The sequence below is a fragment of the Paenibacillus tepidiphilus genome (assembly GCF_008635795.1).
Taxonomy (GTDB): domain Bacteria; phylum Bacillota; class Bacilli; order Paenibacillales; family Paenibacillaceae; genus Paenibacillus_AQ; species Paenibacillus_AQ tepidiphilus.
The window spans coordinates 18,392-33,073 of sequence record NZ_VWRQ01000021.1 but is presented as its reverse complement, the minus strand read 5'-3'; the positions used below and the strand labels follow the sequence as shown (position 1 = coordinate 33,073).

At 57.4% G+C, this 14,682-nt stretch carries 13 protein-coding genes and 1 riboswitch; of the genes, 9 read left to right on the top strand and 4 right to left on the bottom strand.

Going from position 1 to position 14,682, the window contains the following annotated elements; translation table 11 throughout:
* The first annotated feature begins 141 nt into the window (after nt 1–141).
* On the top strand, nt 142–816 hold the full coding sequence (locus tag F1379_RS22830) for a response regulator transcription factor (protein WP_150274505.1): 675 nt from the start codon (nt 142–144) through the stop codon (nt 814–816).
* A complete protein-coding gene (locus F1379_RS22825) occupies nt 813–1,865 on the top strand; it encodes a sensor histidine kinase (protein WP_150274368.1) in 1,053 nt (350 codons plus the stop codon). Before F1379_RS22830 ends, F1379_RS22825 begins: the two co-directional genes overlap by 4 nt.
* Before the next feature lie 153 nt (nt 1,866–2,018).
* On the opposite strand, the gene F1379_RS22820 is transcribed toward F1379_RS22825, so the two are convergent.
* Nucleotides 2,019–3,140 (bottom strand): KamA family radical SAM protein, encoded by a 1,122-nt coding sequence (locus F1379_RS22820; protein ID WP_150274366.1) that lies wholly within the window; start codon nt 3,138–3,140, stop codon nt 2,019–2,021.
* Between the two features lie 138 nt (nt 3,141–3,278).
* A riboswitch (cyclic di-AMP (ydaO/yuaA leader) is annotated at nt 3,279–3,425 on the bottom strand.
* Between the two features lie 438 nt (nt 3,426–3,863).
* Between F1379_RS22820 and F1379_RS22815 the strand changes: the two genes are divergently transcribed.
* Both F1379_RS22815 and F1379_RS22810 read left to right on the top strand, forming a co-directional pair.
* Nucleotides 3,864–4,544: an HAD family hydrolase gene (locus tag F1379_RS22815; protein ID WP_150274364.1), complete on the top strand. Its 681-nt coding sequence runs from the start codon at nt 3,864–3,866 to the stop codon at nt 4,542–4,544.
* Between the two features lie 99 nt (nt 4,545–4,643).
* Nucleotides 4,644–6,110, top strand: a complete 1,467-nt coding sequence (locus F1379_RS22810) for a mannitol-1-phosphate 5-dehydrogenase (protein WP_150274362.1) — start codon at nt 4,644–4,646, stop codon at nt 6,108–6,110.
* A gap of 1,042 nt (nt 6,111–7,152) precedes the next feature.
* Here F1379_RS22810 and F1379_RS22805 read toward each other — a convergent pair.
* Together F1379_RS22805 and F1379_RS22800 are read right to left on the bottom strand one after the other, a co-directional pair.
* Nucleotides 7,153–7,776 (bottom strand): YczE/YyaS/YitT family protein, encoded by a 624-nt coding sequence (locus tag F1379_RS22805; RefSeq protein WP_150274360.1) that lies wholly within the window; start codon nt 7,774–7,776, stop codon nt 7,153–7,155.
* Nucleotides 7,766–8,209, bottom strand: coding sequence for a GNAT family N-acetyltransferase (locus F1379_RS22800; RefSeq protein ID WP_150274503.1), 444 nt, complete (start codon nt 8,207–8,209; stop codon nt 7,766–7,768). Before F1379_RS22800 ends, F1379_RS22805 begins: the two co-directional genes overlap by 11 nt.
* A gap of 126 nt (nt 8,210–8,335) precedes the next feature.
* Between F1379_RS22800 and F1379_RS22795 the strand changes: the two genes are divergently transcribed.
* Nucleotides 8,336–8,788 carry a MarR family winged helix-turn-helix transcriptional regulator gene (locus F1379_RS22795; RefSeq protein WP_150274358.1) on the top strand — a complete coding sequence of 151 codons (453 nt, stop codon included), beginning with the start codon at nt 8,336–8,338 and terminating at the stop codon, nt 8,786–8,788.
* A 418-nt stretch (nt 8,789–9,206) separates the two neighbouring features.
* On the opposite strand, the gene F1379_RS22790 is transcribed toward F1379_RS22795, so the two are convergent.
* Nucleotides 9,207–9,980: a DeoR/GlpR family DNA-binding transcription regulator gene (locus F1379_RS22790; protein ID WP_150274356.1), complete on the bottom strand. Its 774-nt coding sequence runs from the start codon at nt 9,978–9,980 to the stop codon at nt 9,207–9,209.
* Nucleotides 9,981–10,218: 238 nt separating this feature from the next.
* On the opposite strand from F1379_RS22790, the gene F1379_RS22785 reads away from it, so the two are divergent.
* From F1379_RS22785 to fucU, 4 genes are read left to right on the top strand one after another with little or no spacing between them, the layout of a single operon-like run.
* Entirely contained in the window at nt 10,219–11,985 is a 1,767-nt protein-coding gene (locus F1379_RS22785; RefSeq protein WP_150274354.1) for an L-fucose isomerase, read from the top strand.
* 24 nt (nt 11,986–12,009) lie between these two features.
* A complete protein-coding gene (locus F1379_RS22780; protein WP_150274352.1) occupies nt 12,010–13,461 on the top strand; it encodes a rhamnulokinase in 1,452 nt (483 codons plus the stop codon).
* Nucleotides 13,462–13,484: 23 nt separating this feature from the next.
* On the top strand, nt 13,485–14,135 hold the full coding sequence (locus F1379_RS22775) for a class II aldolase/adducin family protein (protein ID WP_150274350.1): 651 nt from the start codon (nt 13,485–13,487) through the stop codon (nt 14,133–14,135).
* A 15-nt stretch (nt 14,136–14,150) separates the two neighbouring features.
* Nucleotides 14,151–14,585, top strand: coding sequence for an L-fucose mutarotase (gene fucU, locus F1379_RS22770; RefSeq protein ID WP_150274348.1), 435 nt, complete (start codon nt 14,151–14,153; stop codon nt 14,583–14,585).
* Nucleotides 14,586–14,682 lie beyond the last annotated feature (97 nt).

The window sequence follows — 14,682 nt, the reverse complement described above, 5'->3', positions numbered from 1 at the left end:
ACCTTCCTTTCAAATCAAACTTACAGTTGAGATGAAAGGATCATAACACACAAATATGAACTGAACATCAACTGGCCCGTCCGGCGGCATGATAATATAATTTAGACATAGACAATGCTATAGAGAAAAGTGGTGAACAGGATGATTACCATCCTCGTGGTGGAAGACAACGAGACGCTGTGCCAGCTGATCTGCACGGTGCTGGGCAAGCAGGGGTACAAGGCGGTTGCCGCCGAAGACGGACAAAGCGCGCTTGATGTAATTGAAGCGGAGCATATTGATCTCGTGATCTCCGATATAATGATGCCGAATGTCGACGGCTTCGAGCTGATCGGGCGGCTGCGCAGTGCGGGTTACAATATGCCGGTGCTCATGATTACGGCCAAGGACAGCTTCCAGGATAAAAAACGCGGCTTTCTCGTCGGCACAGACGACTACATGGTGAAGCCGATTGATATTAACGAAATGGTACTGCGCGTGGGCGCGCTGCTGCGGCGGGCGCAGATTGTGAATGAGCGCAGGCTGACGCTGGGCGAGGTTACGCTGGATTATGATTCCGTAACGGTATGGCGCAGCGGCGAAAGCGTATTGCTGCCGCAGAAGGAATTCTATCTCCTCTACAAGCTGATCGCCTATCCAAACAAAATTTTTACCCGCCAGCAGCTGATGGATGAAATTTGGGGCCTGGACTCGGAGACGGACGCCCGGACGGTCGATGTGCACATCAACCGTCTGCGCGAACGGTTCCGGGATGTTCCGGAATTCGAGATTGTGACGGTGCGGGGACTCGGCTATAAGGCGGTCAAGCAGTCATGAAGAACAGCAGGTTCGGCAATCTGTGGGTGGCACTGGTGCTGCTGGTCTTTCTCATTCTGCTCATCTCCATGGGCTTCACGCTGATCCTCACCGTGGTCATTGTCAAGTTCAATCTGGTGGAAAAACGGCTGTTCGACACCTTCTGGTTTCTGCTCGTCATCCTGCTGTCGGGCATTCTCACCGGAACCATCATTACTGCACTGATGGGGAACCGGATTCTGTATCCGATCAGCAAGCTGCGGGAAGCGACCCGCGAGGTCGCCAAGGGCAATTTCAGTGTCCGTTTGTACGAGAATTACAAAATTGAAGAGTTCGCCGATATGTCGCGGGACTTCAACAAGATGGTCCAGGAGCTGCAGGGGATTGAGACGCTGCGCAATGATTTTGTCACCAATGTCTCCCATGAGTTCAAGACTCCGCTTACGGCGATCGAAGGCTATGCCATGCTGCTGCAGAGCAAGGATCTGCAGGAGGGGGAGCGGGAGGATTACGCCGGCAAAATCATCGGCAGCACCCGGCAGCTGTCGCAGCTTACCTCTAATATTCTGAAGCTCTCCAAGCTGGAGAATCAGGAGATCATAATCGAACAATCGCAGTTCCGGCTAGACGAGCAAATCCGCGAGGCCATCCTGCTGCTGGAGCCGGAGTGGAGCCGCAAGCAGCTCAGCCTGGACATCCGGCTGACAGACACGGAATATTTCGGCAGTGAGGAGCTGCTGATGCAGGTGTGGCTGAACATCATCGGCAACGCCGTCAAATTCTCGCGTGAAGGCGGCAGCATCTCAGTGGCTCTGGCCGAAGAGAATGACGGCTTCCGGGTGGAAGTCGCGGACACCGGCATCGGCATGCGGCCCGAGGTGCAGAAATATATCTTCGAGAAGTTCTATCAGGGTGACAAAGCCCGGACCCGGGACGGCAACGGCCTGGGCCTGCCGCTGGCCAGGCGCATTGTGGACCTGTGCCAGGGCAGAATCTTCGTGAAGAGCGCGCCTGGCCTCGGCTCCACCTTCAGTGTGGTGCTGCCGAAGGAGCGGCAGGATCAGCTATAGAGCGTGATGCGGCCACTGCGGCGGCCACTTGTGCGGTGGCCGCCGCTTCCTGGCTGCTGTGCAGGCCGGCTTATGACCGCACCTTGGGGCTTTAGTTTTCGTTGCCCCCGGTCAGCTAATTACCCCAACACGCCGCCCGGCCCGGTACATGTATCAGCTATGCAAAGGCACCTTGATGCCGCGGGATGTATATTTCTCGCTGCCCGGCAGGTCGTCGAACCACTCGGCATCCGGCGGGCAATCCAGGATCATGAATTTTCCGTATTCTCCCGCTTTGGATTGATGGTACTTGAGATAGGCCTTGCCGTCCTCAATGGCGAGTATCTCGATTTTACCGCTGGCGTGGCTCATCGAGAGGCGGACCCGTTTGCCGAGTCCGGAAGTGCGGGCCTTCGCTTCCTCCACAATCCGGTATACCTGCGCCAGCGGCAGGGCAAAATCGCGGTTGCCGGCGATCGGCCGGTTGATGAAGAAATAATAGGGCGTGACCCCAGCCCAGGATAATTGGTCCAGCAGTTCGCCCAGCACCCGGGGATCGTCGTTGATGCCCTTCAGCACAGGCGTCTGGTTAACGACAATTGCGCCCGCTTCATGCAGCGCGGTGAAAGCCTGCCGGGCCTGCGGGGTAATCTCGCGCGGATGGTCGATATGGGCCATGACATAAATGCGCTTGTCGGCAGTGGAATAGGTGCGGATCGTCTCCAGCAGTGCATCGTCCAGATAAATGCGCATGGGATTAAACACGGGCAGCTTCGAGCCTAGCCGGATGATCCGGACATGGTCGATGGCCCGCAGCTGTTCAATGATGGAGCGGAGCTTGGGTGTGGAGAGCATCAGGGAATCTCCGCCGGTGAGCAGCACATTGTTGATTTCGGGATGGGCTGCAATATAGCGGATGCCTGCAGATACGTCGGTTTGTGCTTCCTGGGCTTCGCCCCGGAAGAGGCGTTTACGGAAGCAATAGCGGCAATAGGCGCCGCAAATTTCGGAGACGACCAGGAGGGCGGTGGTGCCGTACTTATGCTGGCAGCCGGGGACGGTGTAATTGCTTTCTTCGTCGGAGGCATCCCAGCAGCCGTATTCCAGCAGCTCCCCTTCGCCCGGGATTACGAGCCTGCGGATCGGATCATGGGGGTCCTCCCAGTCAATCAGTGACAGGTAATAGTCGTTGACCCGGAAATCAAAGCGGTCGGCGACTTTTTTTAGCTGTGCTATTTCGTGAGTTGGCAGTTGCTCCAGCTTGGTTACATCCGTTATGTACTTGACCTTCTGCACTTCTTATCTCTCCTTATGCCGCAAATTTTGCGCACGGGAGGGGAGCCTTGCACAGCCAACATGGTTGCCAGCAGGGTCATGAATCCAAACACAAAGAGACCCTGGGCAAGGGTCTCGGCGATGAATTTCCTGATAGAAAGCAGACCCATCCACTGCTGACGAGGTTAGCTGACGGACTCGGGTAAGATGGTACCCTACATGCGGAACTCCGCACTGATTCGCCCCAAAAGACTGGTTCCCCCGCTTTCCGGCCCGGAAGGACTGGAAATTAAGCGTAAATCCAGTATAACCCAGCCATTTTTGAAAAGTCAAAGATTAATCTCCCGCCATAATTTTCTTCAGGCACGGTTTGGTATGGACCAAGCGAAGGTTGAAAAAAATTTCAGACTAGTGTCTATACCCTGATTTGTACACTGCGGCAGGGCCGCAGCTGCAGACTGGGTCGGTCAGCCGCTGATTGCTTGCGGGGCAAGGCTTTGAAGAGGGGGAGACTCTTTTTTGTGAAACAATTGGTAAGCGCTTACTGGAGGTAATCCGCGCCTGCTGCTGCCTGCCTTCTGTAACCGCATCCATGGCGGTTTGGACAAGCTGCCCGCCTTGACGCCGCTTTCCGGGCTTTGCTATGGTTTATAACAAGGACGACAGGCCGGCGGGGCTCCCGGCTCACGGAACTGCCGGAAGGACAGAAGCCGTGCCTGACCCATCGATGAGGGAGATGATTTCATGATCAAAGCACTGATTTTTGACTTTGACGGAACGATTATCGACACAGAAACCGCCTGGTACACGGCGATGCGCGAGGCCTATGATACGCATGGCGTAGAGCTGACCCTGCAGCAGTACTCGGCATGTATCGGCACCAGTCTGCACAGCTTCAATCCCTATGAATACCTGATGACCGATCTGGGCCTGCCCATCGACCGGGAGGAGTTCCGGGCCGGTGTCCACCGCAGACACAGCCAGTTGATGGAGCTGGAGACGATGCGGCCGGGCATTCGCCATTACTTGGATTCGGCGCGCGCCGCCGGCCTCAGAATCGGGCTTGCGTCAAGCTCGTCGCTGGAATGGGTGGAGAAGCATTTGGAGCTGCTGGGTATCCGCGACTATTTCGAGTGTATCCGTACCTCCGATGATGTGGCGAAGGTGAAGCCTGATCCGGAGCTGTACAACCAGGTGCTGGCCTGCTTCGGCATCGGACCGGACGAAGCCGTAGCTATCGAGGATTCGCCTAACGGAGCGAGAGCTGCGGCTGCCGCCGGAATCGGCTGCGTGGTCATTCCCAATGCGATCACATCGTTTCTGGAATTTGATATGCCGCGCCGCCAGATCGAGAGCCTGGAGCTGCTGGAGTTCGGAACGGTCATGGACCGCAGCTGCTTCAAGAACTGCGATGTGCAGGTGTAGCAGAGCACAGCGGGGTTCAATGAATCCCCGGTTATTACCTGTGAGCTTATGCGTACGTCAGTAATGCCCAGACCATGCTTGACGAAGGGGGAAACCAGCTTGAGAGCCGTTCATTTCGGAGCGGGCAACATCGGACGCGGGTTCATCGCACCGATGTTGTCGAATTCCGGTTATAGAGTCTGTTTTGTCGGCAGGAATAAGCAGAGGATCGCCGCGCTGCAAAAGAGGGGCCGTTATCCCGTGACGCTGGCTAATGAGAACAGGGACCGTTACATGGTCGAAAATGTGACCGCCATTGAGCTGAGCGACGCGGATAACGTCGCCCGTGCGGTGGCGGCTGCGGAAATTGTCACCACGGCTGTGGGACTGACGGCACTCCAAGATATTGCCGGCGCCATTGCGCAGGGCATCGAGAACCGGATTTCGGCCAGCGGAGCGCCTCTGCCGCTGCATGTGATAGCCTGTGAGAACGGAGTCGGCAGCGGCCAGCAGCTGAAGCGACATGTCTACCGTCATCTGCCGCCGCGCCTCCGCAGCCGTGCCGATGCCTGCGTGGCCTTCCCGAATGTAATGGTGGACCGCATCGTGCCCGTGCAGGCTCATTCCGATCCGCTGGAGATCCTGGTCGAGCCTTTCAGCGAATGGGTGATTCCCCGCAGCGGCATGCTCGGCAGCTTCAAGGAGATCAAAGGGGTCCACTATGTCGATTCGCTTGATGCCTATCTGGAGCGCAAGCTGTTCACGGTCAACACCGGACATTGCTGTGCGGCCTATTTCGGCTATCTCAAGGGCCATGACAGTATCCAGGCAGCGATGGCCGACGCGGAAGTAGCATCCCGCGTGCGGGGAGTGCTGCAGGAAACGGGAGAGCTCTTGATGCACAGACACGGCTTTGACCGGGCTGCGCACGAACGGTACACCCTGCGGATTCTCGAACGGTTCGCCAACCCTAACGTTCACGATACGGTTGCACGCGTCGCCCGTTCGCCGCTGCGTAAGCTTGCGCCGGGTGACCGTCTGCTCCGGCCCGCCTTGCTGGCGCATGCTGCGGGCTTGCAGACGCCGGGCCTAATCTCGGCTATTGCCGCAGCGCTGGCTTATGCCCATCCCGGAGACGCAGAGGCGGCGGAGCTGCAAGCGGAAATCGGAAGCAAGGGGATACATCATGTCATCGCCGGCCGGCTGGGCGTGCCGCAGGAGCATCCGCTTCATGAGGCCATAGCCCGGGAATATCTGCGTCTTTCCGGGGGGAAACATCAGGCGGTAAGTTACGCCGAAACTCACGCTGATTCTCAGGTCGAAACTCACGATGATACACACGTCGGAGCTCACGCCGAAACTCACGCTGGAACTTACGCCGAAACTCACGCTGGAACTCACACCGATACTCATGTTGGAACTTACGCCGATACTCATGTCGGAACTCACGCCGATACTCATGTTGGAACTTACGCCGATACTCATGTCGGAACTCACACGGATACTCACGAAGATATTCAAGCCGAAACTCACACCGATACTCACGCCATAAATCTCCCGATAAATTCGTATAACAAGGATAATTAAGTGTGTTTCATTCTTGATGAGTTAAGTTAGTTTATCGGACTTTACATGACGTTCTGCTGTAACTTCTTTTGGGGAATGGTGGGCCGCTTCCGGCAGTGTATGGTGAGAATGGTGAAGATCCGCGCTGATGTCTTTTTTATTCGGGGAATGGTGGGATTTTGTAATTGCCAGTACCATGTATTGTTAGGGTGGAAGAGTTTTGTCGCTGCCGAACTTCTATAGGGGAATGGTTTCCCATTCCCTGCTGCCCGTCTCCTCCCCACTCCAGCGGTTCGAATACGGCGGGAGCCTGCTAATACGAGTTATCTGCGGAACGTTTCAGGGGCAGGTTCCCGGTGCACCAATGCACCAGCTTCCCAGCTCACAACTTCCCAGCTCACAACTTTCCTAAGAGCACCGGCCCTGTTGAGTGGTTCAATGCTCCAGAGATTTAAGTGGATTTCCGCCACCTAATTCGGCTCTGAGAGCGCCATAAAGAAGTCTAAGTGGAAAACGGCAAACTAATTTCATTGATTTTGAGGCCTACGGCTCAAAACCCAATAATTAGGTTGCATATTTCCACTTAGACTCCGTAAAATCTCGAAAAACCCGAAATTAGTTGGCGATTTTCCACTAAGGGGAGCTTTGAGCTGCAGATAGAGGCGGTTGTTACTTCGAGAGCAAATGAAAATCCGGACGCAGCCCGTGTCCGGATTTTTCGCCGCAGCTTGTATCCAGATACCACGCCCCAGCCCGTGTCCGGATTTCTCGCCGCAGTTTGTATCCAGATCTCGCCCCAGCCCGTGTCCAGATTTCCCGCTATAGCCCGTATCCGGGTTTTCACGCCATTGCAGAGGGTTCCATATGAGGGAACAACGGGAAATGTTCCCGCTATTTCAGCAGCCCAACGTTCAAAGAAGTAAATAACGGGACGCGCTGCCCCGTCCGTCGGCATTCACGCCTCCCCTTCTTCAGTCCCGCCAGCAATGCGCTTGCGTACCGTCGGCATTTTCGCCGCCGCTGCTTCAGTCACGCCTGCAATGCGCTTGTGTGCCTTCGGCATTCACGCCGCCGCCTCCTCAGTCCGGCCTGCAATGTGCTTGCGAACCAGCGGCATGAACAGCTGCAGCAGCGGTCCGCCGATGGCGACGGACACCAGTGTGCCGATGCCGATTGGGCCGCCGAACAGCCAGGCCAGCGCCAGATAAACCGCATAAATCAAGGTCTTGGCGGAGAGCAGGCTAAGCTTGTATTGCTGCTGGAGAAGCAGCATCAGATGATCCAGCGGGGTCGGCGCGAACGATGCGGTCAGATACACGGCCGTGCCGAGTCCGATCAGCACCAGACCCAGCGCGAGACAGATCAGCTTGCCGGCGAGACCGGAAGGCTGCACCAGATCGCCGAGCAGCAGCATCCACAGATCGATGCCGAGCCCGGTAATCAGCGAAGTGACGACTCCGAGCAGCAGCGGCCGGCTGCGTGCCAGCAGCGAATTGCCGAGCAGCATTAGCATAGCCAGCACAATCTCCCAGCTGCCCACGGTCAGCCCGACACTCTGCGAGAGGCCGACCAGCAGGGCATCGAAGGGGGAGGTGCCCAGTGCGGAGAGAATCGTCAGGGCGATTCCGAGCGCCAGCAGCAGGATTCCCGATACATAAAGGCCGCCGCGCAGACGTTTACCTGGCATCACCCAGCTCCTTCATCATCACGTAATGGGGGATGCCGTCTTCCATGAATTCAGGAGAGGCAATGGAGTAGCCGAGCTTCTCATAGAAGCCGGCGGCATGGGTCTGCCCGTGCAGCTTCAGCTTCCGCCAGCCTTGCGAGCGGGCCGCTTCTTCCAGCGCGCCGACTACGCTTTTGCCCAGGCCATACTTGCGGAACGGCTTAAGGACACAGATCCGCTCCAGCTTGCCGTAGCCCGTAGCCTCCCGGATTCTACCGGTAGCAGCCGGTTCCCCCTGATAATGGACGACCAGGTGCCGGCAGCGCCCGTCCAGCCGGTCAAATTCGTCGAACTCATCCGCCAGCGGGACGCCCTGCTCTTCGACGAACACCTTTTTGCGAATATCAAATACTTGCTGCAGCTGCTCTTCTGAGTCAATCAGTTTAACTGTAATCAACGGGTTCCAATCCTTCTTTCTGAGCGATAATACGGGACAAATCCGGTTTGCACTTCCGTATGAACTAAGCTACACTATTATTATTGCAATTGCAACAAAAATAAAGTGCGCGGAGGCCAGAATATGAAGGAAATATTGCGCGAGATCGGCATGATCGCCCGGGCGCTTGATTCCATCAGCAACATCGAATTCAAGGAAGTGGAGCTTACACGGGGGCAGTATCTGTATCTGGTGCGCATCTGCGAACAGCCGGGTATTATTCAGGAGAAGCTGGCAGAGATGATCAAGGTGGACCGGACCACGGCAGCACGGGCCGTTCAGAAGCTGGAGCTGCAGGGGTTGATCGAGAAGCGCAGCGACCCGGATAACCGGAAGATCAAGCGGCTGTACGCTACGGATAAGGGGAAGGAAGTCTACCCTTTTTTGCAGAGAGAAGGGGTGCATTCGGACAAGGTTGCGCTCAAGGGATTGTCGGAGGAAGAAGTGGAGGCGCTTATGGGACTGCTGACCCGGGTCAGGCACAATGTGGAGGCCGATTGGGAAGAGGTCAAGAAAGGCAATAAGCGGCAGTATTAGGCGGGCTGACAGGATTAGCAGAGTTTGGTTTTCAGAGCTCATGAATGTGCGGATGCCAAGATCAATGAAGGTCCTGCTTAAAGAACAAGGCCGTCCACAAACGCCGGGCACAATAAACCCGCTGATTCCAGGACGTTTCTGTACGGCCGCTGGCGGTAAACGGCAAGCTGTTTATTTTGAAAAAAGATAACCTTCTCGCATAAACGGTTACCGTTCTGTTCAGGGCGGCGTAGCCATGTCTACTTAGTAAGCGCATACATGAAAGCGGCTAATCAATCTTGCGGAACACGGCCCACAGCAGCAGGAGCAATAATGCTCCCACGCCGAGCAGCGCCCAGGGAACCCAGTAGGCTGCGGAAACTGCGGAGAGGTTGACGGATACCACTTGCGATTCACCTCCATACGGCCGGGCAGGCCGCTAGTTCAGGGCAGGAGCGTAGATGAGCGATACCTGGTATTTGTTCAGAAAATCAATCCATTCCGCCGAAGGCTTCTGATCGGTCACGATATAATCCACCTTGTCGAAGCTGAACAGCTTGACGAAGGCGATACGGTCGAACTTGGAGTAATCCGCCAGCAGAATCACCTTGCTCGCCTGCTGCTGCATCAGAATCTTCAGCTCGGCTTCCGCCTCGTTGGAATCGCTCAGGCCGCCGGTCATTGACAGCGCTTTGCAGCTGAACAGCGCCACATCCACATTATACCGCTGAATCGTATGCGAGGCGCTCGGACCGACAAAAGAATTCGTCTGCGCGCCAAGCACACCGCCTGTGGAAATCAGCTTGTGACCGGAATGCTGGAATTCCGACAGGACAACCAGCGAGTTGGTGATCAGCGTCAGATTGCTGCGGGCTTCAGTAATCCGCTTCAGCGCTTCAAAGGCGGTGGAGCTCGTATCGGTCATCAGGCTGTCGCCGTCCCCGATCAGCTCCAGCACATTGGCAGCAATGGCACGCTTCGCCTCCAGATTCACCGCGTGACGATGCGAATAGGACGGATCTTCGTTGGTGTGCACGTTCAGGATAGCGCCGCCGTAGCTTTTCTTCGCCACACCTTCATTGTCCAGCTTCTCCAGATCCCTGCGGATCGTCTCCTCGGATACCTCGAAGTCCCGTGCCAGATCGGCGACGAATACCTTCTTGTGTTTATGCAGCTTGTTGATAATCAGCTCACGCCGTTCGAATGCTTTCATACTTGCCCCCTGAAGAATGAAATCTGGGATTCTCTATATTTCTTTATATTTACTATAACCGATTTCCTGAAAAAAAGGATATCCCACAATAAAAACCACATAAATAATTCATAAACCACATAAAAACACAAAAATATTGTGGTTTTATGTTGACAGTAAGGATTAGCCATTTTATGATGGAAGAGTTGAAAGCGTTATTATATGAATCCTTTTATCCTGCTGAGGAGGCTGTGAACAAATGGCAACTCATTATCCGAAAATAGGCATCCGTCCGACCATCGACGGCAGACGGCGCGGTGTACGTGAATCCCTGGAAGAGCAGACGATGGGGCTGGCTGAGCGGGTAGCCGCATTCCTGCAAGCATCGCTGCGTTATCCGGACGGCACGCCGGTAGAGTGTGTGATCGCCGATACGACGATCGGCGGCGTTCAGGAAGCGGCGGCGGCCCAGGCCAAATTCGCTGCGGCGAATGTGGGCGTCTCCATCACCGTAACTCCATGCTGGTGTTATGGCTCAGAGACGATGGACATGAATCCTTCGATTCCCCACGCGGTGTGGGGCTTTAACGGAACGGAAAGACCGGGCGCCGTCTATCTGGCCGCCGTGCTTTCCGCCTATGCCCAGAAGGGCATTCCGGCGTTTGGCATTTATGGCGAGGATGTGCAGGATTCCGGCAGCGAGGAGATTCCGCAGGATGTAGCGGTGAAGCTGCTGCGCTTCGCCAAGGCGGCGCTGGCTGCGGCCCTGATGAAAGGACGCTCTTATCTGTCGATGGGCTCGGTATCCATGGGCATTGCCGGGTCCATCGTGAATGAGCAGATGTTCCAGGATTACCTGGGCATGCGCAATGAATACATTGATATGTCCGAATTCGTCCGCCGCTTCGAGGAAGGCATCTACGACCAGGAGGAATACGCCCGGGCGCTGGCCTGGACGAAGGAGAACTGCAAGGTGGGAGCCGACAACAACCCGCCGCAGCTTCAGGTCAGTGAGGAGGACAAGGAACGCCAATGGGAGACGGTGGTCAAAATGACCCTGATCGCCCGCGATCTGATGGTCGGCAATCCGGTGCTGGCCGAGATGGGCTTTGCGGAGGAAGCGCAGGGGCATAATGCACTGCTGTCGGGCTTCCAGGGGCAGCGCCAATGGACCGATCACTTCCCGAACGGGGATTTCATGGAGACGATTCTTAATTCCTCCTTCGACTGGAACGGCAGACGGGCTCCATACATTGTCGCTACCGAGAATGACAGCTTGAACGGTGTAACGATGCTGTTCAATTATCTGTTGACGGGCACGGCGCAGATCTTCGCCGATGTGCGGACATACTGGAGCCCTGCGGCGGTGAAACGCGTAACCGGCTATGAGCTGGAAGGCCGGGCAGCCGGCGGTCTGCTGCACCTGATCAACTCCGGCTCGGCGGCGCTCGACGGAACCGGTGTGCAGCAGAAGGACGGCGAGCCTGTCATCAAGCCGTTCTGGGAGACGACAGACGAGGAGGTCAAGGCAGCGCTGGAAGCGACGCTGTTCCGCCCGGCCTCGCAGGAGTATTTCCGCGGCGGCGGCTTCTCCACCGACTTCCTGACCAAGGGCGGCATGCCGGTGACGATGGCCCGGCTCAACCTGGTCAAGGGACTTGGTCCGGTGCTGCAGCTCGTGGAAGGCTACACGGTGGATGTGCCGGAAGAGGTGCACCGCACGCTGGACGAACGGACCGATCCTACCTGGCCGACGACCTGGTTCGCGCCGGTGCTGACCGGCACTGGCTCGTTCAAGTCAGTCTACGATGTGATGAACAACTGGGGCGCGAACCACGGGGCCATCAGCTACGGCCATATCGGCGCCGATCTGATTACCCTGGCTTCCATCCTGCGCATCCCGGTCAGTATGCACAATGTGCCGGAGGCGGATGTATTCCGGCCGCGCGTCTGGTCGCTGTTCGGCACCGAGAGTCTGGAGGACGCCGACTTCCGTGCCTGCCGCAATTTCGGCCCGCTGTACTAGCAGCGGAGCAGGGCGGTGCATGAGATGAGCGAATTCAAACGGGTGCTGGCCGTCGATCTCGGTGCAAGCTCGGGAAGAGTCATTGCCGGAACCTATGACGGGAAGGGAATTGCGATGGAGGAAATTCACCGTTTTCCCAATACACCGGTCATGCTCGGTGGGCATTTGCACTGGAATGTGCTGGAGCTGTACCAACAGATCAAGCAAGGTGTCAAGCTGGCCTGCCGGCGTTATCCGGACATCCTCAGCGTCAGCGTGGACACCTGGGGTGTGGATTACGGCATCCTGGACGGAGAAGGGCAGCTGCTGTACACACCGCATCATTACCGGGACCGGCGGATGTACGACGTGCGTGCAGAGCTGGAGGAGCTGCTGCCGCCGGAGGAGCAGTTCCGCTTAAGCGGCAATCAGCCGGACCCGATTAACACCGTGTACCAGCTGTTTGCCGACTGGCAGAGTAATGAAGCGCTGCGCTCAGGTGCAGAGCGGATTCTGCTCATGCCGGATCTGTTCCATTATTTCCTCTCGGGCGTTGCCGCTGCAGAGCGGTCCATCCTCAGCACGAGCGGGCTGCTTGCTGCGGGCGCGGCGGAGCCATCCGGCGAAGTATTCGCCCGGCTGGGGCTGCCGGAGCGGCTGCTGCCGGACGTCGTGGAGGCCGGGACGCTTATCGGCACGCTGCGGCGCGAGCTGTGCGAAGAGCTGGGCTGTCCGCCGCTTGCGGTCATTGCCGGCGCCTCGCATGATACAGCGGCTGCGGTGTCGGCCGTTCCGTACCGCAGCAAGGAACGTGCCGCCTTCATCAGCTGCGGCACCTGGTCGCTCGTCGGCATGGAGACGGAGCAGCCGGTATTGTCGGAAGCCTGCTACAGCCAAGGCTTCACGAATGAGGGCTGCTTCGGCGGCGGCAACCGGCTGCTGAAGAACATCACCGGCCTGTGGCTGCTGCAGGAGACCCAGCGCACCTGGGCCGAAGCCGGCGAAGACTACAGCTTCGCCGAGCTGACAGAGCTGGCGGAGCGCGAGCCGTCGCCGGGCAGCCTCGTGGACCCGTGCGACCCGCAGTTTGCTCCGCCGGGCGACATGCCGGCGCGGATCAGGGAGTACTGCCTGCGCACCGGCCAGGCAGTGCCGGAATCGCGCGGCGCTGTCGTGCGCGTTATTGTGGAGAGTCTCGCCCATGCATACAGCGAAGCGATTGCAGCGCTGGAGGTCCTGACCGGCCGGAGCGTGGATACCGTCCATATGGTCGGCGGCGGCATCAAGAACAAGCTGCTGTGCCAGCTGACCGCCGACGCCACCGGCAAGGAGGTTGTCGCCGGTCCGGCGGAAGCCAGTGCGCTCGGCAATATGCTGGTGCAGCTGGCCGCGCTGGGTGAGCTGGACCCGGCGCACGCCCGCGAAGCCGTGGCGGCCTCGGAGACGCTTGAGGTATACCGACCGGTGCGCGGCGCAAGCATACCGGGTTCAATTTAAGCAGGATGTGGAGGAGCGTACCTATGGATAAACAGGAACAACAGCTGCGGCTGCGAATTTGCGACATCGGCCGCAATCTGTTCAATAAGGATTTTATCGCCGCCAATGACGGCAATATTTCGGCGCGTCTTAATGAACGTGAGATACTCGCTACGCCGACCGGCGTCAGCAAAGGCTATCTGGAGCCCCATATGCTCGTAAAGGTCAACCTGGAAGGCGAAATTACCGAGGCCTTTGAAGGCTACCGGCCTTCCACGGAAGTGAAGATGCATCTGCGGATTTACCGCGAGCTGCCGGAGATGAACGGTGTCGTTCATGCCCATCCGCCTTATGCCACCGCATTCGCCATTAAGGGCGAAGCACTGGATAAGATGATGATGCCCGAGTCGGTCATCGCGATGGGCGATATCCCGCTGGCCGCTTACGGTACGCCGTCAACCGAAGAGGTGCCGGATTCCATCATGCCTTTTCTCGGCAAGAAGACGGCGGTTCTCCTCGAAAGCCACGGCGCCCTGTCGTGGGGCAAGGATGTCATGGCCGCTTATATGAACATGGAGCGGCTGGAATACACGGCCAAGCTCACCTTCCTGACGCGGATGATCGGCGGCGAACGGGAGCTGCCGCCGGAGCGGATCGAGCAGCTGGTTGCGCTAAGATCGTTCTACGGCATGTAAGGGAGGCGCAGCACTATGCTCTGCAACATCCCGAAGCTGCTCTCGCCGGAGCTGGTGAAGCTAATGATGGAGATGGGCCATGGCGACGAGCTGGTATTGGCCGACGCCAACTTCCCCGCACACAGTCTGCATTCCCGGGTTATCCACTATGATGGCATCGGCATTCCGCAGCTGCTCTCGGCCATCCTGGAGCTGCTGCCGCTTGACCATTATGCGCAGCAGCAGGCAGCGCTGATGGGCGTCGTTCCGGGCGACACTGTGGTGCCGGTCATTTGGGACACCTATAAGGAGATCATCGCCGCCCATGATGCGGAAGCCGTGATCGGCGAAGAGGAGCGGTTTGCCTTCTACGAGCGTGCCAGGAAGGCCTATGCAGTGGTCATTACCGGAGAAGAGGCGCTGTACGGCAACCTGATCCTGAAAAAAGGCGTTATCCGCAGCGGGAGCTGACGGGTTACTTTGGTCAGATTCAAGTTCAAAGAAGAAGCTGAAATAAAGAGAGAGCAGCGATTCTCCCGTTGGTGGAGGATCGCTGCTCTATGTTTCG

Bases quoted from the DNA above. Each gene is read 5' to 3' on its own strand.
- F1379_RS22795 (WP_150274358.1), top strand. From the start codon at position 8,336: ATGAAGGAAATATTGCGCGAGATCGGCATGATCGCCCGGGCGCTTGAT.
- F1379_RS22780 (WP_150274352.1), top strand. From the start codon at position 12,010: ATGAGCGAATTCAAACGGGTGCTGGCCGTCGATCTCGGTGCAAGCTCG.
- F1379_RS22785 (WP_150274354.1), top strand. From the start codon at position 10,219: ATGGCAACTCATTATCCGAAAATAGGCATCCGTCCGACCATCGACGGC.
- F1379_RS22830 (WP_150274505.1), top strand. From the start codon at position 142: ATGATTACCATCCTCGTGGTGGAAGACAACGAGACGCTGTGCCAGCTG.
- fucU (WP_150274348.1), top strand. From the start codon at position 14,151: ATGCTCTGCAACATCCCGAAGCTGCTCTCGCCGGAGCTGGTGAAGCTA.
- F1379_RS22825 (WP_150274368.1), top strand. From the start codon at position 813: ATGAAGAACAGCAGGTTCGGCAATCTGTGGGTGGCACTGGTGCTGCTG.
- F1379_RS22805 (WP_150274360.1), bottom strand. From the start codon at position 7,776: ATGCCAGGTAAACGTCTGCGCGGCGGCCTTTATGTATCGGGAATCCTG.
- F1379_RS22815 (WP_150274364.1), top strand. From the start codon at position 3,864: ATGATCAAAGCACTGATTTTTGACTTTGACGGAACGATTATCGACACA.
- F1379_RS22775 (WP_150274350.1), top strand. From the start codon at position 13,485: ATGGATAAACAGGAACAACAGCTGCGGCTGCGAATTTGCGACATCGGC.
- F1379_RS22790 (WP_150274356.1), bottom strand. From the start codon at position 9,980: ATGAAAGCATTCGAACGGCGTGAGCTGATTATCAACAAGCTGCATAAA.